This window comes from Nocardiopsis sp. iso_237 (genome assembly GCF_056173345.1).
On the sequence record NZ_CM149669.1, the window covers coordinates 1,354,275 to 1,380,443 of the forward strand.

19 protein-coding genes are annotated in these 26,169 nt (G+C 71.5%); 11 read left to right on the top strand and 8 right to left on the bottom strand.

Going from position 1 to position 26,169, the window contains the following annotated elements; all coding sequences use genetic code 11:
* Positions 1-93: 93 nt before the first annotated feature.
* Positions 94-1,518: an aldehyde dehydrogenase family protein gene (locus AC0VYM_RS06255; protein WP_475459996.1), complete on the top strand. Its 1,425-nt coding sequence runs from the start codon at positions 94-96 to the stop codon at positions 1,516-1,518.
* Positions 1,519-1,627: 109 nt separating this feature from the next.
* Here the strand turns inward: AC0VYM_RS06255 and AC0VYM_RS06260 are convergent, their stop codons facing one another.
* Positions 1,628-2,704, bottom strand: a complete 1,077-nt coding sequence (locus AC0VYM_RS06260) for a trypsin-like serine peptidase (protein ID WP_475459998.1) — start codon at positions 2,702-2,704, stop codon at positions 1,628-1,630.
* 194 nt (positions 2,705-2,898) lie between these two features.
* Complete coding sequence (locus AC0VYM_RS06265; RefSeq protein ID WP_475460001.1) at positions 2,899-4,554, bottom strand: CocE/NonD family hydrolase; 1,656 nt, start codon at positions 4,552-4,554, stop codon at positions 2,899-2,901.
* A gap of 313 nt (positions 4,555-4,867) precedes the next feature.
* Here AC0VYM_RS06265 and dxr point away from each other — a divergent pair, with 313 nt between their 5' ends.
* The 6 genes from dxr (at position 4,868) to AC0VYM_RS06295 (ending at position 13,548) form a co-directional block, all read left to right on the top strand.
* Positions 4,868-6,070, top strand: coding sequence for a 1-deoxy-D-xylulose-5-phosphate reductoisomerase (gene dxr, locus AC0VYM_RS06270; RefSeq protein WP_475462954.1), 1,203 nt, complete (start codon positions 4,868-4,870; stop codon positions 6,068-6,070).
* Between the two features lie 28 nt (positions 6,071-6,098).
* Entirely contained in the window at positions 6,099-7,454 is a 1,356-nt protein-coding gene (locus AC0VYM_RS06275; RefSeq protein ID WP_475460004.1) for a M50 family metallopeptidase, read from the top strand.
* A 258-nt stretch (positions 7,455-7,712) separates the two neighbouring features.
* Entirely contained in the window at positions 7,713-8,867 is a 1,155-nt protein-coding gene (gene ispG, locus AC0VYM_RS06280) for a flavodoxin-dependent (E)-4-hydroxy-3-methylbut-2-enyl-diphosphate synthase (RefSeq protein ID WP_475460006.1), read from the top strand.
* 397 nt (positions 8,868-9,264) lie between these two features.
* Positions 9,265-10,725: an amino acid permease gene (locus AC0VYM_RS06285; protein ID WP_475460009.1), complete on the top strand. Its 1,461-nt coding sequence runs from the start codon at positions 9,265-9,267 to the stop codon at positions 10,723-10,725.
* Between the two features lie 238 nt (positions 10,726-10,963).
* The gene (locus AC0VYM_RS06290; RefSeq protein ID WP_475460011.1) at positions 10,964-11,761 is read left to right on the top strand and encodes a carbon-nitrogen hydrolase family protein; all 798 of its coding nucleotides are present in this window, start codon (positions 10,964-10,966) and stop codon (positions 11,759-11,761) included.
* A 62-nt stretch (positions 11,762-11,823) separates the two neighbouring features.
* Complete coding sequence (locus tag AC0VYM_RS06295; protein ID WP_475460014.1) at positions 11,824-13,548, top strand: flavin monoamine oxidase family protein; 1,725 nt, start codon at positions 11,824-11,826, stop codon at positions 13,546-13,548.
* Between the two features lie 54 nt (positions 13,549-13,602).
* Here AC0VYM_RS06295 and AC0VYM_RS06300 read toward each other — a convergent pair whose 3' ends face one another.
* Positions 13,603-14,088, bottom strand: a complete 486-nt coding sequence (locus AC0VYM_RS06300; RefSeq protein ID WP_475460017.1) for an Lrp/AsnC family transcriptional regulator — start codon at positions 14,086-14,088, stop codon at positions 13,603-13,605.
* Positions 14,089-14,193: 105 nt separating this feature from the next.
* Here AC0VYM_RS06300 and AC0VYM_RS06305 point away from each other — a divergent pair, with 105 nt between their 5' ends.
* From AC0VYM_RS06305 to AC0VYM_RS06315, 3 genes are all read left to right on the top strand, one after another.
* On the top strand, positions 14,194-15,879 hold the full coding sequence (locus AC0VYM_RS06305; protein WP_475460019.1) for an alpha/beta hydrolase: 1,686 nt from the start codon (positions 14,194-14,196) through the stop codon (positions 15,877-15,879).
* Positions 15,880-15,968: 89 nt separating this feature from the next.
* Positions 15,969-16,808, top strand: coding sequence for a GNAT family N-acetyltransferase (locus tag AC0VYM_RS06310; RefSeq protein ID WP_475460022.1), 840 nt, complete (start codon positions 15,969-15,971; stop codon positions 16,806-16,808).
* Between the two features lie 101 nt (positions 16,809-16,909).
* A complete protein-coding gene (locus tag AC0VYM_RS06315; protein WP_475460024.1) occupies positions 16,910-18,139 on the top strand; it encodes a multidrug effflux MFS transporter in 1,230 nt (409 codons plus the stop codon).
* 59 nt (positions 18,140-18,198) lie between these two features.
* Here the strand turns inward: AC0VYM_RS06315 and AC0VYM_RS06320 are convergent, their stop codons facing one another.
* The 4 genes from AC0VYM_RS06320 to AC0VYM_RS06335 are packed head-to-tail and all read right to left on the bottom strand — an operon-like array spanning position 18,199 to position 23,339.
* A complete protein-coding gene (locus AC0VYM_RS06320) occupies positions 18,199-19,875 on the bottom strand; it encodes an ABC transporter ATP-binding protein (RefSeq protein ID WP_475460026.1) in 1,677 nt (558 codons plus the stop codon).
* Positions 19,872-20,756, bottom strand: coding sequence for an ABC transporter permease (locus tag AC0VYM_RS06325; protein WP_475460028.1), 885 nt, complete (start codon positions 20,754-20,756; stop codon positions 19,872-19,874). Before AC0VYM_RS06325 ends, AC0VYM_RS06320 begins: the two co-directional genes overlap by 4 nt.
* Positions 20,753-21,688 carry an ABC transporter permease gene (locus AC0VYM_RS06330; protein WP_475460031.1) on the bottom strand — a complete coding sequence of 312 codons (936 nt, stop codon included), beginning with the start codon at positions 21,686-21,688 and terminating at the stop codon, positions 20,753-20,755. Before AC0VYM_RS06330 ends, AC0VYM_RS06325 begins: the two co-directional genes overlap by 4 nt.
* Before the next feature lie 46 nt (positions 21,689-21,734).
* Positions 21,735-23,339 carry an ABC transporter substrate-binding protein gene (locus AC0VYM_RS06335; protein ID WP_475460033.1) on the bottom strand — a complete coding sequence of 535 codons (1,605 nt, stop codon included), beginning with the start codon at positions 23,337-23,339 and terminating at the stop codon, positions 21,735-21,737.
* A gap of 718 nt (positions 23,340-24,057) precedes the next feature.
* Between AC0VYM_RS06335 and AC0VYM_RS06340 the strand changes: the two genes are divergently transcribed.
* The gene (locus AC0VYM_RS06340) at positions 24,058-24,594 is read left to right on the top strand and encodes an ATP-binding protein (protein WP_475460035.1); all 537 of its coding nucleotides are present in this window, start codon (positions 24,058-24,060) and stop codon (positions 24,592-24,594) included.
* 337 nt (positions 24,595-24,931) lie between these two features.
* On the opposite strand, the gene AC0VYM_RS06345 is transcribed toward AC0VYM_RS06340, so the two are convergent.
* Entirely contained in the window at positions 24,932-25,780 is an 849-nt protein-coding gene (locus AC0VYM_RS06345; RefSeq protein ID WP_475460038.1) for an AMP-binding protein, read from the bottom strand.
* Between the last annotated feature and the right edge of the window lie 389 nt (positions 25,781-26,169).

Here is a 26,169-nt window from a genome sequence, read left to right on the forward strand (position 1 = left end):
TCGGCCGCGTACGCCACAGTGGCCAAGCCGGGGCTCCGGGTTGGTGATGGTGGACAAAGCGGGCGTCTCGGGGTGGGGGTTAGCGTCACCCACATGACCACGCACCCGTTCTGGCTGGCCGGTACCGCCGCGACCGGCGACACCGAGCTGACCGTCCGCAACCCCTACACCGGCGGGACGGCGGGCGTCGTCTCCGTGCCCACCGAGGCGCAGGTGGAGGCCGCCGTCTCCGCCGCGCACGCGGTGGCCGCCGAGGCCGCCGCCCTGCCCGCGCACGTCCGCGCCGGGGCCCTGGACCACGTCTCCCGGCGCATCGGAGAGCGCGCGGAGGAGATCGCCCAGGTCATCACCGCCGAGAGCGGCAAGCCGATCAAGTGGGCCCGCGCCGAGGCCGGACGCGCCGTGTCGGTGTTCCGCTGGGCCGCCGAGGAGGCCCGCAGGGACAGCGGCGAGCTCCAGCGCCTGGACACCGACCCCGGCGGCACCGGGCGGATGGCGCTGGTCCGCCGGGTCCCCAAGGGCCCCGTCCTGGGCATCTCGCCGTTCAACTTCCCGCTCAACCTGGTCGCCCACAAGGTGGCCCCGGCCATCGCCGTGGGCGCGCCGGTGGTGCTCAAGCCCGCCCCGGCCACCCCGATGACCGCCCTGATCCTCGGGGAGATCCTGGCCGAGACCGACCTGCCCGCGGGCATGGTGTCGATCCTGCCCATGCCCAACGAGCTGGCCGCTCCGCTGATCACCGACGAGCGGCTGCCGGTCATCTCCTTCACGGGCGGTCCGTTCGGCTGGGAGCTCCAGCGGCGGGCTCCGCACAAGCACGTGACCCTGGAACTCGGCGGCAACGCGGCCGCCGTGGTGCTGGACGACGCCGACCTCGACTGGGCGGCCCGGCGGGTGGCCCTGTTCGGCAACAACCAGGCCGGTCAGGTCTGCATCGGCGTGCAGCGGGTCGTGGTCACCGAGGCCGTGCACGACGAGTTCGTGCGGCGCCTGGTCTCCGAGGTCGAGACGCTGGGCACCGGCGACCCGACCGACCCCAAGACCGACGTCGGGCCGCTGGTCGACGCGGCGGCCGCGGAGCGCGTGACGTCCTGGGTCGACGAGGCGGTCGCCGCGGGGGCCCGCCTCCTGACCGGCGGCACGCGCGACGGCGTCACGGTGGCGCCGACCGTCCTGGCCGACGCGCCCGCCGACTCGCGGGTGGTGCGCGAGGAGGTGTTCGGCCCGGTGCTGGTCGTCCAGCGGGTCGCGGACACCGACGCCGCCTTCGCGGCGGTGAACGACAGCGACTTCGGCCTCCAGGCCGGTGTGTTCACGCGGGACCTGCCCACCGCCTTCCGTGCCCACCGGGAGCTGGAGGTCGGCGGCGTGGTCGTCGGTGACGTCCCCACCTTCCGTGCCGACCAGATGCCCTACGGCGGGGTCAAGGGCTCGGGCGTGGGCAAGGAGGGCCTGCGGGCGGCGATGACGGACCTCACCCACGAGCGGGTCCTCGTCCTCACCGGGATCGACCTGTAGGGGCGCGGGGCGTACGCGCGTACGGGGGGCGGTGGCGGCCGGTGTTCGGCCGCCGCCGCCCCCCGTCGTGACCCCGGGGTGCCGGGCACGGAAGGATCCGTGGCGCGTCCTAGAGCTGCGCCGCGTGGTCGTAGAGGCGCTTGGCCTCGGCGCCCAGGCGCGGGCCGTACTGGGTGCTGCGGTCGTCGGCGTACTTGAAGCTCACCACCGAGGAGATGGTGCCCTGGCCGGTGGCCGTGTCGAAGTCGGTGAACCAGGGGCCGCCGCTGGAGCCCTGGGTCATGGTGCAGCGCACCCCGTTGGCGGTGGTGCCACCGGTGTCCGGGACCGTCCGGCCGGAGCAGTAGTGCAGTTCGCGGCCGTCGTAGGGGGAGGCGGCCGGGTAGCCGAAGGTGTACACCTGCACGCCCTTGTCCACGTTCTGCTGGGTCCACGTGGAGAAGGACAGCTTCTGGGCGCCGACCCGGTCCTGCACCGGCGTGCCGCCGTCCTTGTTCAGCACGACCATCGCGAAGTCGTAGCTGTCGTCGGCCCGGTTGGACCACTCGGGGGCGACCATGAGGTCGCGGGCGGTGAACTTGCCGTGGGGGCTGTCGCCGGAGGAGTAGCCGGGGACGAAGGTCCAGTTCTGGGCCCAGGCGCCCTTGCCGTCCTTGGCGCAGTGCCCGGCGGTCACCAGGGTGCTCCTGTTGGCGGAGTCCACGACCGAGGCCGAACAGGTGAAGTCGCGGCCGTCCATGGTCAGGTACACCTTGCCGGTGGTCTGAGTGACCTTGCCGCCGTCGTTCCAGCGCGCGCCGTCGCTGTTGGGGCTGGAGGCCTGCGGTTCGACGTCGGCGGGTCGCTGGAGCGGTTCGGCCAGCCCGAGGGTGGACTCCACGAGGCTGGTGATGGGCTGTGCGGCGGCCATGCGGTCGCTGGTCCAGTAGTCGAGGACGGCGGTGCGCTGTTCGCCGGTCACGGCCCCCGACTGGTGGTGGATCCCGTCGGTCCGGGAGAGGGGCGTCCGGCTCTCGGGAGCGGGCCGTTCGGGGGCGAGCGCGTCCGGGAGGACGGCGGAGGAGTGGATGGCCTGGGAGACGGCCGAGGCCGGGGCGGGCAGGTGGTCGATGAGGGCGAGGCCCCCGAAGGCGACCGCGGCTGCGGCCAGCGGGGCGAGGATCCTGCGTGCGGTGGGCGAGGTCATGACCACGATCTTCGCACACTTGGAGTAATTCGATGACTACTTTGGGTTTGTGTCGCGGCCTGGTCGGGCATGCGACCGGCCGACCTCGCGCGAGGCGGGTTGACCGGTCGCCCGGTCCGTGGTGTCCGGTTGACCGGAACACGGGGTTTCGGCGCTGATCAGGGGCAGAAATCCGGGCCGGTGCGCACCGGCGCCTACCCGAGCGGGATGGTCACCCGGGTCGGCTCCTCCTCCGGGGAGGTCACGGTGACCCGGTCGCCGATCCGGCTCTCACTGACGTAGCGGGGGTCCTTGCTGTCGACCACCACGGCCAGGCGGTGCCCGGCCGGGACGTCCCACACCACCGACGACAGCTCGGTCGCGACCGTCACCGGTTCGCCCGGGACGGCGTCGCGCAGGGTGTGCGGCGCGTGGCTCAGCAGGGAACCGGTGCCCCGCTCGTTGATCGCGTACAGGTACACGAAGACCGACTGGTCGGTGGCGGTCGGGGTGACCGTGAACGTCACCTCGGGGGTTCCCGCCACGCGGGCGCCCTCGGGGTAGGCGGGGCTGGTCCACACCGCGGCCCGGTAGCGGTCCACGGTGGGCAGCAGGACCCCGGTGGGCACGTCGAAGAACTGCTGGAGCGCCCCCGACAGGATGACCGTGCCGCTGTGGGCGGTCGTGCCGATCCCGGTGCGGAAGCCGTAGTCCCAGCCCGTGGCGGGCTCGCCGACCATCGCGCCGTCGCTCTGCCAGCGGCCCCAGGTGGAGCTGGGCTCGTCGAGGTGGTACTCGTCGGTCGCCGCCGTCACCGAGGGCCAGTCGGCGTGCGAGGTCCACGCGCCGTTCCCGTTGTTCGGCTTGACGCGCACCGGGTCCTCGGCGCCGATGCCGTTGTCCTCGCCCTTGAGGTGGTGGTCGAACCAGCGGGCCAGGTCCTCCCACACCTCGTTGGGCAGCCCCACCGCGCCGAACGCCTCGGGGGTGGCGTGGTCGCCGGGGGTGAGCATGAGCCGTTTGGGGCCGGACAGCTCCTCGTAGAAGTCCGCGATGTGCCCGGCGGGGAACATGCCGTCGTTCCAGCCGTGCGCCATCATGACGGCGGTCCCGTTGGCGTTGATCCGGTCCACCTTGGTGGCGGCGGAGCGGTCCGGGGCCATCTCCAGGATGGGGTCGACGTTGCCGCGCCGGTACTCGCGCTCCATCTCACGGAGCGAGTCCCCTGGGGTGCCGAGCAGGTTCCCGGCCAGGAGCAGCAGTTCGGCGGACTGCACGTCGATGGTCCGCCCGGGGTAGAGCGAGGCCTCCAGGTCGGCCCAACCGCTCATGGAGCCGACCGCCTTCACCCGTTCGTCCTCGGCCGCGGTGAGCAGGCTGATCCCGCCGCCGTAGGAGATGCCCGCCATGCCGATCCGGTCGGCGTCGGCCTCGGTGTTCTCCAGGGCCCAGTCGATGACGGCGCTGGCGTCGGCCCGGTCCTCGGGACCGGCCACCTCGACGCCGCCTCCGGAGTCCCAGAAGCCGCGCGAGGAGTAGGCGACGACCTGGTAGCCGGACTCCTCGGCCAGTTTCTTGGCCGCGCCGACGTACAGGATGTGCGGGGTCGCCCAGGCGGAGGGCATGACGAGCAGCGGGCGCGGGCCCTCGGAGTCGGTGGGGGTGATGACCTTGGCCTTCAGCTCCGTGCCGTCGTGGCTGACGATCGTCTCGTAGCTGATGGTCGAGGAGAGGGTGACCGCCGAGGCGGGGGCCGGTGACAGGGCGGCCACGGCGACGGCGGCCGCCACGGCGGTGGCGGAGAGGGCGTGGAGGCGCCTACCGGACGGGGTGCGCTCTCGGGACGGGGGAGGCGTGCTGACTGGGGGCATGGCGGGAACCTCGGAGGTGGGGGCGGGGGAGGCTCCGATGGTCGCTCGCGCCAGCACCATCGGGGGGAGCCGGACGTACCGGCGGTGATCGGCGTCGCACTGTACTGTGAGGTAACTTACTCGCCAGTCAAGTTAGGCGATCCCGTGCCCTTTGTAAAGACCCGGTGACACGGACCCTCCCCCCGCGTGCCCCTCGCGGGCCCCGGTCCCGAGGGTTCGCCCCGCCGTTCCCCGGGGTTGTCCACAGGCCCCGGCGGAGGGCCGCCGGGTGCGCGACAATGGAGGGGTGCGAGAAGAACAGCAGCGAACAGTAGTGATCCTCGGTTCCACCGGCTCGATCGGGACCCAGGCCGTCGACATCGTCCAGCGCAACCCCGCGCGCTTCCGGGTCGTGGGCCTGGCCGCCGGGGGCGGCCGCGCCGACCTGCTCGCCAAGCAGGCCGTGGAGCTCGGGGTCGGGCACGTGGCCGTGGCGGACCCCGCCCGCGCCGCCGACCTCACCCGCCTCCTGCGCGAGCAGGGCAGTGACGCCGAGGTCCTGGTCGGCGCGGAGGGCGTGGCCGCGCTGGCCGCCCACCCCTGCGACGTCGTCCTGAACGGGATCACCGGCGCCCTGGGGCTGGAGTCCACCCTGGCCACGCTGCGCGCCGGGACCACCCTCGCCCTGGCCAACAAGGAGTCCCTGATCATCGGTGGGCCGCTGGTGCGCGACCTCGCCGCGCCCGGCCAGATCATCCCGGTCGACTCCGAGCACTACGCGATCGCCCAGTGCTTCCCCCACCTCCCCGAGGGCGAGCTCACCAGCCCGGCCCAGGGCCTGGTCCACGCCGCCCGCTCCGACGTGCGCCGCCTGGTCGTCACCGCCAGCGGCGGTCCCTTCCGGGGCCGACGCGCCGAGGAGCTGACCGACGTCACCCCCGCCGAGGCGCTGGCCCATCCCACCTGGAGCATGGGCCCGGTCATCACCGTCAACTCCGCCACCCTGGTCAACAAGGGCCTGGAGGTGATCGAGGCCAACCTGCTGTTCGACGTGCCCTTCGACCGGATCGACGTCGTCGTGCACCCGCAGTCGATCGTGCACTCCATGGTCGAGTACGTGGACGGCACCACCCTGGCCAAGGCCAGCCCGCCCAGCATGATGATCCCGATCGCGTACGGGATCGGCGCGCCCGAGCGCGTCCCCGACGCCGCCCCCGGAATGGACTGGACCCGCGCCCAGAGCTGGACCTTCGAGCCGCTGGACCACGAGGCCTTCCCCGCCGTGCGGCTGGCCGCCGAGGTCGGCGCGGCGGGCGGCACGGCTCCGGCGGTCTACAACGCGGCCAACGAGGAGGCGGTGGACGCCTTCCTCAAGGGAAACCTCGCGTTCCCGGCCATCATGGACACTGTCTCCCAGGTAGTCTCTGAACACCAGCGGGCGGACCATCCGGGTACCTCGACCCTGACCCTGGACGACGTGTACGCCGCTGACACCTGGGCCCGAACCCGCGCGCGCGAGCTGCTCACCCGCGGCTGAGGACCGACATCGGCTTGAGGAGTGATGCATGGTCGTTCTGCTGACCGTGGTCGGGATCGTCCTGTTCGTCGTGGGGCTGCTGTTCTCGATCGCCTGGCACGAGCTCGGCCACATGTCCACGGCCAAGATGTTCGGGATCAAGTGCACCGAGTTCATGGTGGGCTTCGGCAAGACGCTGTGGTCGGTGCGCAGGGGTGAGACCGAGTACGGGATCAAGGCCGTCCCGCTGGGCGGCTTCGTGCGCATGGTCGGCATGCTGCCGCCCGCCCGGGAGCGGGAGGACACCGGCGCCCGGAAGATGTCCCGCTGGCGGGCGATGGCCGAGGACGCCCGCGAGGCCTCCTACATGGAACTGTCTCCCGAGGACCAGGACCGGCAGTTCTACCAGCGCGCCCCCTGGAAGCGCCTGATCGTCATGTTCGCCGGTCCGGGCATGAACCTCGTGCTCGCGGTCATCCTGCTCGGCGTGCTCTTCATGGGCATCGGCGTGCACCAGGAGACCCCGCAGATCGGGTCGGTCCGCGAGTGCGTCGTCCCGGCCGGGGTGACCGCCACCGAGTGCACCGACGAGTTCGCGCCCACCCCCTCCCACGAGGCGGGGTTGGAGCCGGGCGACGTCATCCTCTCGATCGACGGCGAACCGGTGACCGGCGACACCGTCAACGGTCAGATCCGCCAGTCCCTCGGCAGCACCGAGTTCGAGATCGAACGCGACGGCGAGCGCTTCACCGCCGACGTCGACATCGTCGAGAACGAGCTGCCCGCCCGGGACGCCGAGGGCAACATCGTCTACGACACCGACGAGCGGGGCGACCTCGTCTACGACGACCAGGGCCGCAGGGTCGCCGCCACCGAGGTCGTCGGATTCCTGGGCGTGGTGTTCGTCCAGGAGCGCCAGCCGCTGACCGTGGGGGAGTCCGTCTCCGAGGTCGGCACCATGCTGGTCGGCGTGGGCGAGGCGATCATCGCCCTGCCCAGCCGGGTCCCCGAGGTGTTCGGCGCCGCCTTCCTGGGCGAACAGCGCACCGAGGACTCCCCGGTGGGCATCGTCGGCATCTCCCGCATCGGCGGCGAGATCATGTCCCAGGGCCTGCCGGTGATCGACACCGTGGCGATCATGATCAGCATCCTCGCCAGCGTCAACCTGTTCCTCTTCGCCTTCAACATGCTGCCGATCCTGCCGCTGGACGGCGGGCACATGGCCGGGGCGATCTGGGAGTCCATCAAGAAGTGGACGGCCCGGCTGTTCAGGAGACCGGACCCGGGGCCGGTGGACGTGGCGCTGCTGACACCGGTGGCCTACGTGATCGTGGGCTGCTTCCTCGTCTTCAGCGTCATCCTCCTCGTGGCCGACCTCATCAACCCCGTACGGCTGTTCGGATGACCCCTCGGGGGCGGCCTTCGCGCCGCCCCCGAGGGATGAACACCGGTTGAACTGGTGTGAGCGCGGCCACGAAGGGCCGTGTGTCGCCCCAAGGGCGGGTAACCTGGGGGTCGCGTACCGGGATCGCCGCCGTGGCGGAGGCCACCGAGACGGAGCACCCGGACACGCCTCCGGGCGCCGCCGCGCGCGCCCTTTCTCCACGAACCGGACGACATCAAGTGCCGCCCTCCCTCCGGCGGCAGACGAGGTGAACCAAGCGTGACCATTGATCTCGGTATTCCCGCCACCCCGCCGCGCCCGCTGGCGACCCGGCGCAAGACCCGGCAGATCATGGTCGGGAACGTGCCCGTGGGCGGGGACGCGCCGGTGTCCGTGCAGTCCATGACGACCACCCGCACCTCCGACATCAACGCGACCCTCCAGCAGATCGCGGAGCTGACCGCCTCCGGCTGTCAGATCGTCCGCGTGGCGGTCCCGACCAACGAGGACGCCGACGCGCTGCCGATCATCGCCAAGAAGTCGCAGATCCCGGTGATCGCCGACATCCACTTCCAGCCCAAGTACGTGTTCGCGGCGATCGACGCCGGTTGCGCGGCCGTACGCGTCAACCCGGGCAACATCAAGAAGTTCGACGACAAGGTCGCGGAGATCGCCAGGGCCGCCTCCGCGGCCGGGACCCCGATCCGCATCGGCGTCAACGCCGGTTCGCTCGACAAGCGCCTGCTCGCCAAGTACGGGAAGGCCACCCCGGAGGCGCTGGTGGAGTCGGCGCTCTGGGAGTGCTCGCTGTTCGAGGAGCACGGCTTCCAGGACATCAAGATCTCCGTCAAGCACAACGACCCGGTCGTGATGGTCAACGCCTACCGGCTGCTGTCGCAGGCCTGCGACTACCCGCTGCACCTGGGCGTCACCGAGGCCGGTCCGGCCTTCCAGGGCACCATCAAGTCCTCCGTCGCCTTCGGCGCCCTGCTGTCGGAGGGGATCGGTGACACCATCCGGGTGTCCCTGTCCGCCCCGCCCGCGGAGGAGGTCAAGGTCGGCTCCCAGATCCTGGAGTCCCTGGGGCTGCGCGAGCGCGGCCTGGAGATCGTCTCCTGCCCGAGCTGCGGCCGCGCCCAGGTGGACGTGTACACGCTCGCCGAGGAGGTCACCGCCGGTCTGGAGGGGCTGGAGGTGCCGCTGCGCGTGGCCGTCATGGGCTGTGTCGTGAACGGTCCCGGTGAGGCGCGCGAGGCCGACCTGGGTGTGGCCTCGGGCAACGGCAAGGGCCAGATCTTCGTCAAGGGCGAGGTCATCAAGACCGTCCCCGAGTCCAAGATCGTGGAGACGCTGATCGAGGAGGCCATGCGCATCGCCGAGGAGATGGGCGAGGCCGGGGTCGAGGGCGAGCCCAGCGTGTCCGTGGCGAGCTGACGCGTCCCCGTCAGGGGAACCACGCTTCGAGGGGAGTACGGCGACGGCCGTGCTCCCCTTTGTCGTGCCGTGGTGTCGTGTTTCCGCGGGCCCGCCGGTCCGGGGCAGGAACACACGGGGCGGTCGGACGCTTACACCTACGGGCGGGACCCGCGTCGTCGCAGGTCACGTGAGCCTGATCACCGTGAGTCATCTCATATGACATGAGTCACCATCGTGTGCGTTTTCTTGCGTCAGTACGCATGATTCGGGCATGGAAAGCGGACATGGGCAATGAATGTGGGTCATGTTACTCACGCAACACCATTAACGTTGCCCAAGGCACATTTGGGGTCCCGTTGGTTCACGGCGGCGCCGATCCGGTGTGCCCACCCGCAGAACGTCGAGGAGTCATTTCGTGGTGGACCAGAAGAGCCCCGCGCGGGCGGACGCTTCCGCACCCACGCTGGGGCGGCGTCTGAGCCGACGCAAGCCGGTCGAGAAGCTCGTGGCCGAGACCGAGGGCGACAACGGCCTGCGCCGCACCATGGGGTTCTGGCAGCTGTCCATGATCGGCATCGGCGCGACCCTGGGCACCGGCATCTTCGTGGTCCTGGGCGAGGCGGTCCCGATCGCCGGTCCCGCCGTCATCCTCGCGTTCGTCCTGGCCGGAGTGACCGCGCTCTTCTCCGCCCTCGCCTACGCCGAGATGGCCGGGATGATCCCCGCCTCCGGCTCGGCCTACTCCTACAGCTACGCCACCATGGGCGAGTTCATGGCCTGGGTGTGCGGCTGGTGTCTGATGCTCACCTACGGGGTCTCCGTGGCGGCGGTCGGCGTCGGCTGGGGCCAGTACATCAACGAGCTCCTCCAGCTGACCACGGGTCTGTCGCTGCCCGGCGCGCTGCTGGCCGGACCCATGGAGGGCGGCCTGGTCAACGTGCCCGCCGCCGTCGTGGTCCTGCTGTCGATGTTCGCCCTGCTCGCCGGGGTGCGGGAGAGCACCCGCGCCAACGCCGTCATGGTCACCATCAAGATCGCCGTGCTGGTGATGTTCGTGGCCATCGCGGTCACCGCCGTCCAGCGGGGGAACTTCGCCCCGTTCATGCCGATGGGCATGGCCGGAGTCTCCGCCGCCGGCGCCACCCTGTTCTTCTCCTACATCGGCTTCGACTCCGCCTCCACCGCCAGTGAGGAGGCCCGGAACCCGCAGCGCGACCTGCCGCGCGCCATCATGTTCTCCATGATCGTGGTCACCGCGATCTACTGCCTGGTGGCCTTCAGCGCGGTCGGCGCCCTCAACTGGACCGAGTTCGCCGAGGGGCGGACCTCCCTGGCGGGGATCCTCACCGTGGTCACCGGCACCCCGATCTGGGCGGTCATCTTCGCCGCGGGCGCCGTCCTGGCCCTGGCCAGCGTCGTCCTGGTCGTCCTCTACAGCCAGACCCGCATCCTCTTCGCGATGTCGCGCGACGGGCTCATCCCGGCCGCCTTCTCCAAGGTGGACGACCGGGGCACCCCGCGTGCCAACACGATCATCACCTCGGTGTTCATCGCCCTGCTGGCCGCGTTCATCCCGCTCGGCCCGCTCGCGGACGCCACCGCGATCGGCACCCTCTTCGCCTTCGCCCTGGTCAACGTGGCCGTACTCGTGCTGCGCAGGAGCCGCCCCGACCTCAAGCGCGCGTTCCGGATGCCCGGCGCGCCGGTGACCCCGGTCCTGGGCGTCCTGGCCTGCGCCTACCTGATGGTCAGCATGCCGGTCAGCGTGTGGGTCGCCTTCGGCGCCTGGCTCGTGGTGGGCCTGGCCGTCTACTTCGGCTACGGCATGCGCCGCTCCGCGCTGGAGGACGAGCCCACCGTGGAGGTCGGGTCCTGACCGGAGCCGACCACGTGGGCACGGGGCGGGGCCGGGGGAATCCCCCGGCCCCGCCCCGCGTTCACCCTGCTGCCGAGAGCACGCGGGAACGGAGCGTGAGACCGGGATCAGGCGCAACGAACCAGGTCGGATCAGTGCGAACTCGCAACGGAGTGCACGCCCCACACACGGTTCCCACGTCCCCCGCCACCTAGAGTGGACGCGGCCGACCAGCGGCGACACCAGGAGGTACGCAGCGATGCCCGCACCACTGCGCGTGGCCCTCGACCAGGGCGCGGGACGCAGCGGCGACCCCGCCTCCTCCCTCCACCGGCTCCGTGAGCGGGCCGGCGCGGCCGCGGCCTCGGGCGCGACCCTGCTGGTCACCCCCGAGATGTCGCTGACCGGCTACAACATCGGGAGCCGGATCCGGGACCTGGCCGAACCCGCGGACGGTCCCCTCCTCGCGGAGGTCTCCCGGATCGCCGCCGACACCGGCGTGGCGATCGTCTACGGCTTCCCCGAACTGGCCGACGGGGACGTGTACAACGCGGTGCGGCTCGTGGACGCCACGGGCGCCCCCCGCGCGCTCTACCGCAAGACCCACCTGTTCGGCGGACTGGACCGGGACCACTTCCGCGCCGGTGACGAACTGGTCGTCCAGGCCGACCTCGACGGCCACCGGATCGGCCTCCTCGTCTGCTACGACGTGGAGTTCCCCGAGGCCGTGCGGGCGCACGCGCGGGCCGGGACCACCCTCCTCGCCGTGCCCACCGCGCTGATGGCCCCGAACACCTCGGTGGCCACCCTCCTCGTCCCGGCTCGGGCCATGGAGAACCAGCTCCACCTGGCCTACGTGAACCGCTGCGACACCGAGGGCGAGCTCGACTACGTCGGGCTGAGCACGCTCGTGGGCCCCGACGGCGCCGAGCTGCTGCGGGGCGGGGCCACCGAGGCCCTGTTGGTCGGTGACGTCGACCCGGCCGCCACCGAGGCCTCCCGCGCGGAGCTCTCCTACCTGGGCGACCGCCGCCCGGACCTGTACCCCACCACCTGACACCCGTCCCACCCCGCCGCGTCCGCGGCGGTCCACACCCTGCCCCAGCGAAGGAGGGCCCCATGACGTCCGCCGTGCCCACGTCCGCCGGTACCGCACCCGTGTCCGACCCCCGGACCGACGACCGTCCGCTGACCATGTCCGGGCCCGACTTCCCGTTCGCCTACGACGCGTTCCTGGCCCACCCGGCCGGGCTGGGCCAGGTGCCCGCCGAACACCACGGCACCGAGGTCGCGGTCATCGGCGGTGGGCTGTCCGGCATCGTCACCGCCTACGAGCTCATGAAGATGGGCCTGCGGCCGGTCGTGTACGAGGCCGACCGGATCGGCGGACGCCTGCGCACCGAACGCCTGCCCGGCGCCCCCGACGACGTGGTCGCGGAGATGGGCGCGATGCGCTTCCCCCCGACCTCCACGTCCTTCTGGCACTACGCCGACCGCATGGGTCTGCGCACCAGCCCCTTCCCCAACCCGCTCTCGCCCGCGACCCCGAGCACCGTCGTCGACCTCAAGGGCGAGTCGCACTACGCGACGCACCTCGACGACCTGCCCGAGCTCTACCGCGACGTGGCGCGCGCCTGGGACCGCACCCTGGAGAGCGTGGAGCACACCCGCATGCAGCGGGCCATCCGCGACCGCGACGTGGCCACGCAGAAGGGGATCTGGAACCGGCTGGTCGAGCGGTTGGACAACCAGACCTTCTACGGCTTCCTGTGCGACTCCCCGGGCTTCGCGTCCTTCCGCGACCGGGAGGTCTTCGGCCAGGTGGGCTTCGGGACCGGCGGCTGGGACACCGACTTCCCCAACTCCATCCTGGAGATCCTGCGGGTCACCTACACGGGCGCCGACGACGACCACATGGGCATCGTCGGGGGAGTGGACCAGCTCCCGCTCCGTCTGTGGGAGGACGCCCCGGACAAGCTCGTGCACTGGGCGCAGGGCACGTCGTTGGCCTCGCTGCACGGCGGTGAGCCGCGTCCGGCCGTGACCGCGCTGCGCCGTACGGCGGCGAAGGGGTCCCCGGCGGGCAACCTCACCGTCACCGACTCCTCCGGATCCACCCGCACCTACCCGGCGGCCGTGTTCACGGCGCAGTCCTGGATGATGCTGTCCAAGATCGACTGCGACGACGACCTGCTACCGATCGACCACTGGACCGCGATCGAGCGGACCCACTACATGGAGTCCTCGAAGCTGTTCGTGCCGGTGGACCGCGCGTTCTGGCGGGACCGGGACCCGGAGACCGGTCGGGACGTCATGAGCATGACGCTCACCGACCGCATGACCCGGGGCACCTACCTGCTGGAGGGCGAGGACCCGGACGGCCCGGCGGCCATCTGCCTCTCCTACACCTGGTGCGACGACTCGCTCAAGTGGCTGCCGCTGTCCGCCAACGAGCGCCTGGAGGTCATGCTCGCCTCGCTCGGCAAGATCTACCCGGACGTGGACGTGCGCTCGCACATCACGGGTGACCCGGTCACGGTCTCCTGGGAGGACGAGCCGTACTTCATGGGCGCGTTCAAGGCCAACCTGCCCGGGCACTACCGGTACCAGCGCCGCCTGTTCACGCACTTCCGCCAGGCGGACCTGGCCGAGCGGCACCGGGGACTGTTCCTCGCGGGCGACGACGTGTCCTGGACCGCCGGGTGGGCCGAGGGCGCCGTGCAGACCGCACTGAACGCGGTGTGGGGGGTCATGCACCACTTCGGCGGGGAGACCGACCCGACCAACCCCGGACCGGGCGACCTGTTCGACGAGCTGGCCCCGGTCGCCCTCCCCGAGGACTGACCGGATCCGGCGGGGCTCCCGCGACCCCCTGTCCCAGCGCCGAGGCGCCGAGGGTCAGGGGGTGTTCTCGTCCGGAGGGTCCGTGTCGGCGGTACCGGCGAGGATGGGCTGGTCGACCAGGCGGGAGAGCACCAGGGTGCTCTTCGTGCGGACCACGAAGGGCTCCGCGCCGATCCGCTCGATCACCTCTTCGAGGTGCTGGGTGTCGCGGGCGCGGACCTGCACGATGGCGTCGGCCTCCCCGGTGACGGTGCAGGCGGAGGTGACCTCCGCGTAGCCGGACAGGCCGATCCGGATCTCCCCGGGGGACGTGCGGGCGCGGCAGTACAGCTCGATGAAGGCCTCGGTGGTCCAGCCGATCGCCTGGGGCTCCACCACCACCGTGAAGCCGCGCACGGCGCCGGACTCGATCAGACGGTCCACGCGGCGCTTGACCGCGGACGGGCTGAGACCGACCCCGCCGCCGATCTCCGCGAAACTCGTCCGCGCGTCCGCGCCGAGCATCGCGATGATCCGCTCGTCGACACGATCAAGCCGCATTCTGCCCCTTTGTCCATTTCTGATCTGACCAGGCCACATGTTACCGGGGGAGTGCTCGGACGGGGTCCGTGTCGCTTCCTGTTGTCACGCTCAGTAGCGGTGAGAATGCATGAGGACATCCTGGCCGGTATCGGGGGTAAGCGAGTGCGTTCAACCTGCACACAGTGGGCAGCCGTCTCCGCCGGGGTGCTCCTGGCCTCACTGGTCGCCGTACCGGCGGCCCCGGCTGAGGCGGTCGCGCCGCCGACCACCCGGATCGACCAGACGGCGCTCGACTGGCGACCCTGCGAGGACCTCGAACCGGTCAGCGGTACCGAGATGGAGTGCGCCACCCTCACCGTCCCCATGGCCAGGACCACCGGCGGTCAGCGCGTCGGCGACCTCCTGGAGCCCCTCCAGATCGCCCTCTCCCGGGTCCCCGCCACCGGCACCGCCGAACACACCATGCTGGTCAACCCCGGCGGCCCGGGCAGCGCCGGACGCAAGTGGGCCGCCCACACCCACAACCGCATGCCCGAGGAACTGCGCCAGACCTACGACGTGGTCGCCTTCGACCCGCGCGGCATGGGCGCCTCCACACCGAACGTCACCTGCGACCCCGGCTACTTCGCCCCCGTCCGCAAGGACTCCGTCCCGGCCGACGCCGCCGAGGAGCGGGCGCTGCGCGAGGACGCCGAGGCCTACGCCGCCGCCTGCGCCGCGAACACCGGGCCGCTCCTGGACCACATGCGCACCGAGGACACCGCGCACGACATGGACGCCATCCGTGTCGCCCTCGGCCTCGACCAGATCGACTACCTCGGCTACTCCTACGGCAGCTACCTGGGCACCGTCTACGCCTCGCTCTACCCGGACAGCGTGCGCGCCGTGGTCCTGGACAGCGTCGTCGACCCGAGCCTGCCCTGGTACGAGAGCAACCTCCTCCAGAGCCGGTCCCTGGACCACGCGGCCGCGAACTTCTTCGACTGGATCGCCCGCCACGACGCCACCTACGGTCTGGGCGCCGACGGCGAGACGGTCGCCGCCGCCTTCTACGACCTGCGCGCCCGGCTCCGCGAGGCCCCGCTGGAGGACACGGTCGGCCCCACCGAACTGGACGGCGCCGCCTCCGTCGTCGCGTACAGCGGCAACTCCTGGCCGACGGTCGCCGCCGCCCTGGCCGCGCAGGTCAACGACTCCGACCCGGCCCCGCTCCTGGAACTCCACGAGAACTACGGCGACGACGCCGACAGCGACCCCGGCTTCGGCGGATACCTCGCGGTCCAGTGCACCGACGCCCCGTGGCCGCGCGACTGGGACACCTGGAACAGCGACGCCCGGCGGATCCACGAGGAGGCGCCCTTCCTGGGCTGGCACAACATCTGGTACAACGCTCCGTGCGCCTCGTGGTCCGGCGAGTCCGCCCCCTGGTTCAAGGTCGGTACCGGCCCGGAGGAGCACCCCGCCTACGACGGCGACGTGCTCGTCGTGCACGCCACCGAGGACGGCGCCACCCCGATCGCGGGCGCCTACTCCCTGCGCGAGCGCCTGCCCGGCTCCTCGCTGGTGATCGAGGACGGCGGCATCACCCACGGCGTCGCCCTCACCGGGAACGCCTGCGTGGACGAGACCGTCGTCGCCTACCTCCGGGACGGGACCCTGCCCGAACGCGGCGAGGAGGGCCCCGACGTCACCTGCGACGCCCGGCCCGAGCCCAGCCCGCGCGACGCGCAGGGCGCCGAGGCCGCGCAGGTGGACCGCCTCGGACCGATCGGACTCGAACATCCAGGTGAGTCCGGACAGACGGTCTAATAGGCTGGAATCGGCGCGAATTCGTCGTGGGCCCACGAACCGATCCGGTGACCGCCGGAGACGGTGACCGGGAAGATGGGGGAGATGCGATGCTGCGGACCTCGGCGGTACGGATTCTGGGAGAACGCGACCGGGAGGCCGTCCGCGCGCTCCTGGACGAGGACCCCGTGGGCAACGTCTTCGTCGCCTCACGACTGATGACCACGGGCATGACCGGCGGTGCCGGGGCCGAGGTCTGGGGCCACACCGAACGCGGCAGACTCACGGCCCTGTGTTACTCGGGAGCCAACCTCGTCCCGGTCAACGCCGGGCCCGCCGCCGTGCGCGGGTTCGCGGACCATGCGCGTTGGCGTGGCAGACGCTGCTCCTCGATCGTCGGCCCCGTCGAGGCGGTCAGCGACTTCTGGGAACAGATCACCCCCGCCTGGGGGCCGGCCCGCGCCATCCGCGACAGCCAGCCGGTCCTGGAGATCAACGGTCCGCCCGTCGTCGCCCCCGACCCCCTGGTGCGCCGGGTCCGCGTCCACGAGATCAACACCCTCGTCCCCGCCTGCGTGGCCATGTTCACCGAGGAGGTGGGGGTCCCGCCGGACTCCGGCGACGGCGGCGCCCTCTACCGCGCCCGCGTCGAGGAGCTGGTCCGCACCGGCCGCGCCTTCGCCCGGATCGAGGACGGCCGCGTGGTGTTCAAGGCCGAGATCGGCGCCGTCACCCCCCAGGCCTGCCAGGTCCAGGGCGTGTGGGTCCACCCGGACCTGCGCGGCCAGGGGTACGCCAGCGCGGGCATGGCGGCCGTGGTCAACTACGCCCGAGCCGAGATCGCCCCCCGGGTGACCCTGTACGTCAACGACTTCAACGCCCCCGCCAGGGCCACCTACCAGCGCGTCGGCTTCCGGCAGGTCGGGGAGGTCATGTCGGTGCTCTTCTGAGCCTGACGCATCCCCGTCAGGTTGCGGACCGACCCGGGACCGGCGCCGACGCCGCTGGGTAACGTGGACGGGCTCCCTCACCCCCGCCGCAGAGAGGCCCCATGCTCCGCAACCCGACCGGCCGCGCACGGCTGGGGCTGGCCCTCCTCCTCGCCCTGCTGACGGTGCTGGGCCCGCTCAACATCGACATGTACCTCCCGGCCTTCCCGGAGATCTCCGACGACCTGGGCGCCAGCGCCTCCCAGGTACAGCTGAGCCTCACCACCTGCCTGGTGGGCCTGGCCGTCGGTCAGGTGGTGATCGGCCCGATCAGCGACGCCCGGGGCAGGCGCGGGCCGCTCCTGGTCTGCGTGGCCCTGTTCGTCCTCTCCTCGGCCCTGTGCGCGCTCGCCCCCAACACCGGGGTCCTGGTGCTGGGACGCTTCCTCCAGGGCTTCACCGCCAGCGCCGGGGTGGTGCTCTCCCGCGCCGTGGTGCGCGACGTCTTCGACGGCACCGCGCTCACCCGGTTCTTCGCCCTGATCATGGTGGTGGTCGCGGTCGCCCCGATGGTCGCCCCGGTCGTCGGCGGCGGGGTCCTGCTCCTGCCCTCGGCCACCTGGCGCAGCGTCTTCTGGGCGCTGGCCCTGCTCGGCGCCGTGATCCTCCTGGTCACGGCGGTGCGCCTGCCGGAGTCCCTGCCCGAGGAACGGCGCATCCCGGGCACGCCGGGCGGCAGTCTGCGCGCTCTGGGCGAGCTGTTCCGGGACCGCCGCTACCTGGGGTACACGCTCATCGTCGGCCTGCTGCACGGCGGCAGCTTCGCCTACGTCGCCGGGACCCCCTTCGTCTACCAGGAGATCCACGGGGTGTCCCCGCAGGTCTTCGGGTTCCTCTTCGGGGTGAACGGCATCGCGATCATCCTCGGGAGCACCGCCGTGGGCCGCCTCAGCGACCGGCACGGCGAGCGCTCCCTGCTCGCGGTGGCCGTGGTCGGGGCGGTGGCCGCCACCGCCGTGGTGCTCGCCACCGCGTTCCTCCAGGGCCCGCTGGTCCTGCTCGTCGTGCCGATCTTCGTCTACATGACCTGCATGGGCATGATCCTCACCGGTTCGTTCGCGCTGGCCATGGAGGGCCAGGAGAACCGGGCCGGGAGCGCCAGTTCGCTCCTGGGGGCCCTGCCGATGATCATCGGCGCCGTGGTCGCGCCCATGGTCGGCCTCGACGAGACCACGGCGGTCCCCATGGGCCTGCTCCTGTTCGGCAGCTCCGCTCTGGGCCTGCTGGTCCTGGTCACCCTGGCCCGCCCCGCCGAACACTCCGCCGCCCGTGAGGTCGACCCCCTGCCCTGAACGAGGACGGGGGGCGGGGCGCACCACGCGCCCAGCCCCCGTCGCCTTCGAGGTCCGGGTCAGCCCTCGGAGACGCGGTCCGTCGAGCCCTTCCGCTCGGCGTCCATGCCCAGGCGCTCGGGGGCGCCCGGGAAGGACAGCTCGAAGTCCGGGGTGTCCGCGATCAGCGCGCGCGTGTACTCGTGCCGAGGCGACGACATCACCTCGCCCACCGGGCCGTACTCGACGATCTCGCCCTTGTTGAGGATGGCGACCCGCTCGGCGATGTTGGACACCAGGGCGATGTTGTGCGTGACGAACAGCAGCGCCATGCCCTGGTCCTGGAGCTCGCGCAGCAGCTTCACGATCTCCGCCTGCACCGAAACGTCCAGCGCCGACGTGATCTCGTCGCACACCAGCAGGTCCGGGCCGGTGGCCACCGCGCGCGCGATGCACACGCGCTGGCGCTCACCGCCGCTGAGCTGCTCGGGGAAGCGGTCCGCGTAGGAGGCGGGCAGCGAGGCCCGCTCCAGGGCCCGGGCCACCACGGCGTCCGGGTCGTCGGGGCGGCCCACCAGGTGCCGGTAGGGGCCCAGGATCTGCTCGCGCACCCGCTTGCGCGGGTTCAGCGCCTCGTACGGGTTCTGGAACACGTACTGCACCCGGCGGCGCTGCTCCGCCGTCCGGCGGTAGCTGCTGGTGGCCAGCGGCTCACCGTCGAAGAGGATCTCGCCGGTGAACTGGTGGTGCAGGCCCGCGACCGAACGCGACAGGGTGGTCTTGCCCGAACCGGACTCGCCCAGCAGCGCCACGCACTCACCCCGGGAGACCGACACGTCGATCCCCTCCAGCACCTGCGTGCGCCCGTACCCGGCGGCCAGCCCGGAGACCCGCAGCAGCGGCTCCTCCTCCGGCTCGGGCTCCTCGTGCCCGGAGGTCTTCAGCAGCGGCACCGCCATCAGCAACTGGCGCGTGTACGCGTGCCGGGGGTCGGACAGCACCGCCCCGGCCCGACCGTGCTCCACGACCTCGCCCCGGTACATCACCGCGATGTCGTCGGCCAGGTCGGCCACCACGGCCATGTCGTGGCTGATGTACACGCCGGCGGTGCCGTAGTCGCGGGTCATCGACCGGATGGTCTCCAGCACGTGCGCCTGCGTGGTCACGTCCAGGCCGGTGGTCGGCTCGTCGAGCACGATCACCTCCGGGCGGCCCACGAACGCCATCGCGATCGCCACCCGCTGCTGCTGCCCCCCGGAGAGCTGGTGCGGGTAGCGGCGCAGGAAGGCGTCGTCGTCGGGCAGGGCCACCTCGCGCATGACCTCGCGGACCCGGTCCCGGGCCTCCTGGGCCGTCAGCGCGCCGTCGTGCAGGGCCTCGGTCAGCTGCACGCCCAGCCGCAGGGCCGGGTTGAGCGCGGAGGCGGGCGACTGCGGGATGTAGGCGACCGCGCGGCCCCGCAGCTCGCGGACCTCGCGTTCGCCGAGCGTGGCCAGGTCCCGGTCACCGACCATCACCTGACCGCCGACGATCTCCGTGGCGCGCTTGCAGTGCGCCAGCAGGGACAGGCCCAGGGTGGTCTTGCCCGAACCGGACTCGCCCACCAGCCCGAGGATCTCGCCGCGCTTCACGGTGATCGAGACGCCGCTGATGATCTCGACGTCCGAGGGGCGGCCGATCACGGTCAGCCCGTCGACCACCAGCACGGTCTCGCCGTCGCGGCGGTCCGCGCGTTCCGTCTTCTCGTCCAAGGTCACTTCTCGACCCCCCTGTCGATGCCGATCGCCGCGCGGGAGAGCCCGTCGGTGATGAGGTTGGCGCCGACGGTGAGCACCGCGATCGCCGTGACGGGCAGCGCGACCGCCCACGGCTGGATGGCCATGCCCTGGCGGTTCTCGTTGATCATCAGGCCCCAGTCCGCCGTGGGCGGCTGGAGCCCCATGCCGAGGAACCCGAGCACCGCCACGACGCCGATGGAGTAGGTCAGGCGCAGGCCCAGCTCCACCAGGAGCGGACTGGTCACGTTCGGCAGGATCTCCACCGCCATGATCCGCCAGCGGGGCAGGCCGATCGCCTCGGCCGCCTTCACGTAGTCCTGTTCGATCACCTTGCGGGTGGCCTCGCGGATCACACGGGCCACGCGGGGCATGTGCGAGATCGCGATGACGGCGACGATCAGCCACACCTTCGGACCGAGGATCGACATCACCAGCAGCGCGGCGATCAGCTGGGGGAAGGCCAGCAGCACGTCGTTGGTGCGCATGAGGACGTCGTCCACCCAGCCGCGGCGGTAACCGGCGATCACGCCGATCACCGTTCCCGCGGCCACACCGATACCGGCGGACGCGGCGGCCAGCAGCAGCAGGGTCCATCCGCCCCACAGGAAGCGGGTGAGGACGTCGCGGCCCCGGTTGTCACCGCCGAACAGGGTGCCGTCGACACCCGTCTCGAACGGCTTGGACACGAACTCGGTGGCCGTGTAGGGCGCCACGAACGGTCCCAGCACCGCGATCAGGACGATGAGCCCGGTCAGGGCGACACCGACCCTGGTGCGGCCGAACCGCCACGCGGTCCGGAACAGCCCCGGACGCCGCCGCGGCGACTCCGTGGCGGGTGTGCTCGTCGAAGGTCCAGTCATCGGTTCGCGACCCTCACCTTCGGGTTGGCCGCCAGCCCGATCACGTCCGCGACCAGGTTGACGAGGATGTAGATCCCCGCGATGAGCAGGACCACGGCCTGGATCAGCGGCACGTCACGGTTGCCGATGGCGTCCATGAGGACCTTGCCGACACCGGGGAAGTTGAACAGGAACTCGATGGCCACCACACCGCCGGCCAGCCAGGCCAGCTGGAGGGCGACCACCTGGGCGACCGGGCCGATCGCGTTGGGCGCGGCGTGGCGCCACAGCACCGTGCGCTCGCTCATGCCCTTGAGCCGCGCCTGTTGCACGTACTCGCTCTCCAGGACCTCGATCATCGTCGCCCGCATCATGCGCACGATCGGCGGCGCCACGGCCAGTGCCAGCGTGAGCACCGGCAGGACCCACTGTTCGGGGCCCCCGTCACGGGCGTACACGGACGGGAACACGCCGAGGCCGCCCGGTCCGAGCAGCAGGATCAGCAGGATGCCGACCACGAACTCGGGGACGGACGCCAGGACGAGGGTGCCCATGGAGGACGTGTGGTCGAAGGCGCGGTCGCGGCGCAGGGCGCTGAAGGCCCCGACGAACAGGGCGACCGGGGTCGCGACCAGGGCCGACAGGCCCATCAGGGTCATCGAGCTCCGCACCGGGTCGGTGAGGTAGTCGGCGACGGGCAGCCGGTTGGAGAACGACGTGCCCAGGTCGCCCTGGAGCAGTCCCTGGAGCCACTGCATGTACTGCACGGCCACGGGCTCGTGCAGGTTCAGCTGGTCGCGGAGCGCTTCCAACCGCTCCGGGGTGGCGTCGCGGCCCAGGATGAGCTGGGCCGCGTCGCCCGGCAGCGCCTGCGTGGCCGCGAAGACCACGAGGGACACCGCCCAGAGCGTCAGCGCTCCGAAGAAGAGGCGGACGACGATGAGTCGAGTCATGGTGAGCTTTCGGTAGCGGTCTGGAGGTGCGGGAACCGGATGTCCGCTACTGCTCCAGCCACATCGTGTGGAAGGCGTAGGAACCCAGCGGGTGACCGGAGACCGCCGGCTCCAGACCGTGCACCGAGGAGTGGTAGGCGTCGAGCAGGTTCACGAAGCCCCACACGATGTAGCCGCCCTCCTCGTGCTCGATCTCCTGGGCCTTGCGGATGAGCTCGTGGCGCGCGGCCTCGTCGGCGGTCTGACGCGCCTCCTCCAGGTGCTCCAGCCACTCCTCGTGCTCGCCCCACATGGTCTCGTTGTAGGGGGCGCCCACGACCGAGCCCTGGGCGGTCTGGGTGATGTAGTTCCGGGCGCTCCAGAAGTCCTGGCCGAAGGCGTACGGGAAGCCCTCCTCCGGGTTCCAGTAGTCGCTGGGGTTGACCCGGCGCAGGTTCACGGTGACCCCGGCCTCACGGGCCTGCTCCTGGAAGACCTCGGCGGCGGCGACCACACCGGCGCTGATGTCGGAGGTGACCAGCTCGACCTCCAGGCCGTCCTCGTGACCGGCCTCCGCGAGCAGGCGCTTCGCCTCCGCGATGTCCTGCTCGCGCTGGGGGACGTCCTCGGGGTAGGACGGGTCCATCCGCGCGTACATGTCGTTCCCGAGCTGTCCGTACCCGGCCAGCGCCTGGTCGATCATCTCCTGGCGGTCGACGATGAGGCGGAAGGCCTGGCGGACGCGGACGTCGTCGAAGGGGGCCTCCTCCACGTTCATCGTGAAGGGCAGCCACATGCCGGTCTCGGACTCCAGGATGTTCACGTCGGGGTCGCCCTCCATGATGGCGACCTGGACGTGCGGGACCTGGCTGATGACCTGGACGTTGCCGCTGTTGAGCGCGTTGACGCGGGCGTCGTCCTCGGGGAAGTTCACGATCTCCAGCTCGTCCACGTAGGGCAGGCCGTCGATGTGGAAGCCCTCGTGGCGCTCGAAGACGCTGTACTCCCCGACCTTGAACTCGGAGAACTTGAAGGGCCCGGCGCCGACCGGGTTCTCCGGGTCGTAGTCCACCGGGACGACGCAGTTGTAGTACTCGGCCAGCGCCTCGGGGAGGGTGACCAGCGGCTCGTCGACCGGGATCGTCATCTCCAGGTCGCTGACGACCTCCAGCTTCTCCGGGTCGACGCCGGGCATGTCACCCGCGCCGCGCATGGGGTTGTCGGGGTCGAGGATGCGCTGGAGGGAGTACACGACCGCCTCGGTCGTGACCGGGGTGCCGTCGTGGAAGGTCAGGCCCTCCTTGAGGACCAGCGTCCACTCGGTGCCGTCCTCGTTGGGCTCCAGCGACTCCGCCAGGTAGGGCTCGATGGTGCCGTCGTTGCCGAAGCGCATCAGCGCGGCGTAGAGGGCGTGGTTGCGCGCGATGTCGACGTTGTCGGTGGGGTCGTGCGCGTCCAGGGTGTCGCTGGCGCCGCCACCGGCGACACCCACCTTCAGGCGGCCGCCGGACTGGGGCTCGCCGTCGCCGGAACCACCGGAGCCGGAGCCTCCGCCGCCGCACGCGGCCAGGACCGGGGCGACGGCCGCACCCGCGGCGCCGACCTTGAGGAGGCTGCGGCGGGAGGTGAGGTGGTTCAGGGCGGTGGTGGGGTCTTCGGACTGGGCTGGCACGGGGACACCTCGTGTGGGGACGGGAACTTCGGAGAGGCCGGGACCCTGGTGACAGACGGTGGCTTGGGGGTGCCCCCGGTAGGGATTGTCGGGATCGGCCCCAATCGATACTTGTTCGCACTACAGGAAGCGTCAAACGAGGTCGGGGCGGTGCCGGGCGCACCTCTGGGATTTCTTACGGCGTGTCCGGGATGGTGATTGAGGGATTGGTGACATCTGCTGTGGCCTGGGGGTTTCAGGCCGGACCGGAGGGCGCCCGGCGTGTCCGTTCGCGAGCACCGTCCGCGCCGTGGTAGACGTCCCGAGCGCGTTTTCGGCGTCCCCTGTTGTGTCCTCATCGTTGCCTGTGAGTAGTGAAAACGTGGCGTTTAGTCGCTTGTTTTCCGTCTTTGCCAGGCGCTCGATCACATAGGGTGACTCTCTTGGAGTGGCGTGAACGGGATCCCGGGGGCGTCGCGCCCACCGATGCGGGGGAGTGCGCGCGCCGGGCGCGGCCGGATGCGGCCAGGCATTGCCCGGGTGTTGCACGTCACATGGCCGGTCCTGGGGGCCGGGCTGTTTCCTTTGTCCACATCGGGGAGGACACGGGACGAGGTTTTGTGACCAATCCCCGGCGAGAGGAACCCAGGTGTGCTGTTCTGGACCCGGCACACCCTTGTCTAAGGTGAGTGCAGGCGGCGCAACCCGCGCGCCCGTCGCGGGTGATTGGAGTGACCGGATGGCTGAGGCGAGGCAACTCCGGGACTACGTGCCCGCGGAGGCCCCAGACGCCGTGACGTCGACCGCACCGAGGATCGACGTCGGGGACCTCACGGGTGGGGTCACCGACCACACCGTGTGGAGCTGCGCGGGAAACCTGACCGCGGTGCGGTCCATCCGCGCGCGGGTCCGTGAGTTCCTCACCAGGAACGGGCACGGCGACGGGGCCCTGGACGACGCGGAACTGGCCGTGAGCGAGCTGGCGACCAACGCCCTGCTGCACTCGCGCTCGGGTCAGAGCGGGGGCGTGATGACGCTGTTCATCCGCTCCGACGCGAACAGGCTCCGGGTGGCCGTGGCGGACCAGGGTGAGCGCGACCCGGTGGACACCGACAGCGGACACACCCGCGAGGACGGCGACGACTTCGGACGCGGCAAGTTCATCGTCGACAGCTGCGCCACGCGCAGCGGAGAGTACTGGAGCGAGGCCACCCACGTGACCTGGTTCGAGATCGACGACGAGGCGGACGGGAACGCGGTCGTCGAGACCGCCTGAGAGACCCCTCAGGGGGCGGATACGGGCCTCGGAGCCTCCGGGCCGCCCCACCCTTCAGTACGCGCTCCACGCCCGTCCGGGGCGCGCTCAGGGACGTACGTCTCCCCAGGCGTGGGTCGGATGGCACTGACGCGGCGTTCCCACCCCTCGGCGGACGGAGCCCCGGCGGGCGCCTCCGGCGCTGACACCGACCCCCGAAGACGACGGGCGAGACCGCCCCCGCGTGACCCACGAAGGCACGGCGCGGCCGCGAGCGGGCCCGCCCCGCGGTCCCGACGGTGCCGACGCCGTCAGCGGAGCCGCACGACGCGGGCCCGGCCGCGCCGACCGACCCGGCCTAGCTCGCGACGTCGGACTGCGGGTAGGCGATGCGCGTGGGGACGGGGTCGCAGGTGACCGTCATCCGCCGCCCCTCCGGAGGCGGGCAGTCCTCACCCGCGACCACACACGACCCGGTCCACAGGGCCAGCGCCACCAGGGCCAGCCTGGTCGCCTCGTCCCCGGCCTCGCCCACCGCGACGACGTCGTCGGCGGTCAGCGCCAGCTCGCCCCGCAGCTCCGCGAAGCGGGCCAGCAGGTCGTGGTGGGTGTGCAGCGTGGTGAGGATGTCGTCCCCGGCGGGCTCGTAACCCAGGTGGCCGTTGTCGAAGAGGCCCCGCGCCGGGCTGTACACGTTCCCGTCCGGGCTCGGCAGCAGCAGTTCCCGGAACGGGGTGGTGCCCAGCGCGCTGCCGAAGGTGATGACCTGCCGGACCCGGGAGCGCTCGGCCAGTTCCAGCCCCCGCTCGGCCAGGTCCTCGCTCACCATCAGCAGCCGGGCGTCGGTCTCGGCCAGTGCCCGGCACTGGGTGCGCAGGTCGGATTCGGGTGTGACCGTCAGTGCCCGGCCCCCCACGGCCATGACCGTGTAGGAGGCGAGGAAGCGGTCGGGTGAGACGGGGGCCAGCACACCGACCACGTCCCCGAGACACATGCCGCGACGGCTCAGCCCCGCGGCCGCCTGCTCGACGGTGGCCGCGAAGGTCAGCGCGTCCATCCGTCCGGAGGCGCCGCGAATCGTCCCGCCGCGCGCGGTCCGCAGACGCAGCCGCTCACACAGCCCACCGGTGAGCGATCCGATCGGGTCGTCCCTACGCGGCAGATGACGGCCGGGTCGTCCGGTTCCTGAAGTCAGCCCTACCCCCATGCGTTCCCCCACTCGAACGGTCTCCGTGTGGGCCCGCTGCCCGGGCTCGTCACGCCCCCTCCACGTGGCGAGCCCGGAAGCGCCGCGCCGGACGTTCGCCGCGAGGGACCTCCCCAGGTTTCCCCTCGCGCCAGCACGGTTGCCCACCGGTTCCGGGAACCCTCCCGGTACCGACGGCGCGACGATCCCCGGGGGTTCGGCCCGGGGTCCGACGGCCGTTTCTGGGACTGGCCGAACACCGTTCGCACGGTGCCGGGAGCCCGAAGTCCCATGGCTTTGAGCCTAGCGCGTTCATGGCAATATGCACATGCATCTGGCCATGCAGATGCATATGTAGATTCGTGGTCGGGCGAGAACTACACAACCCGCGCGGGAACCGGCCGACCCGT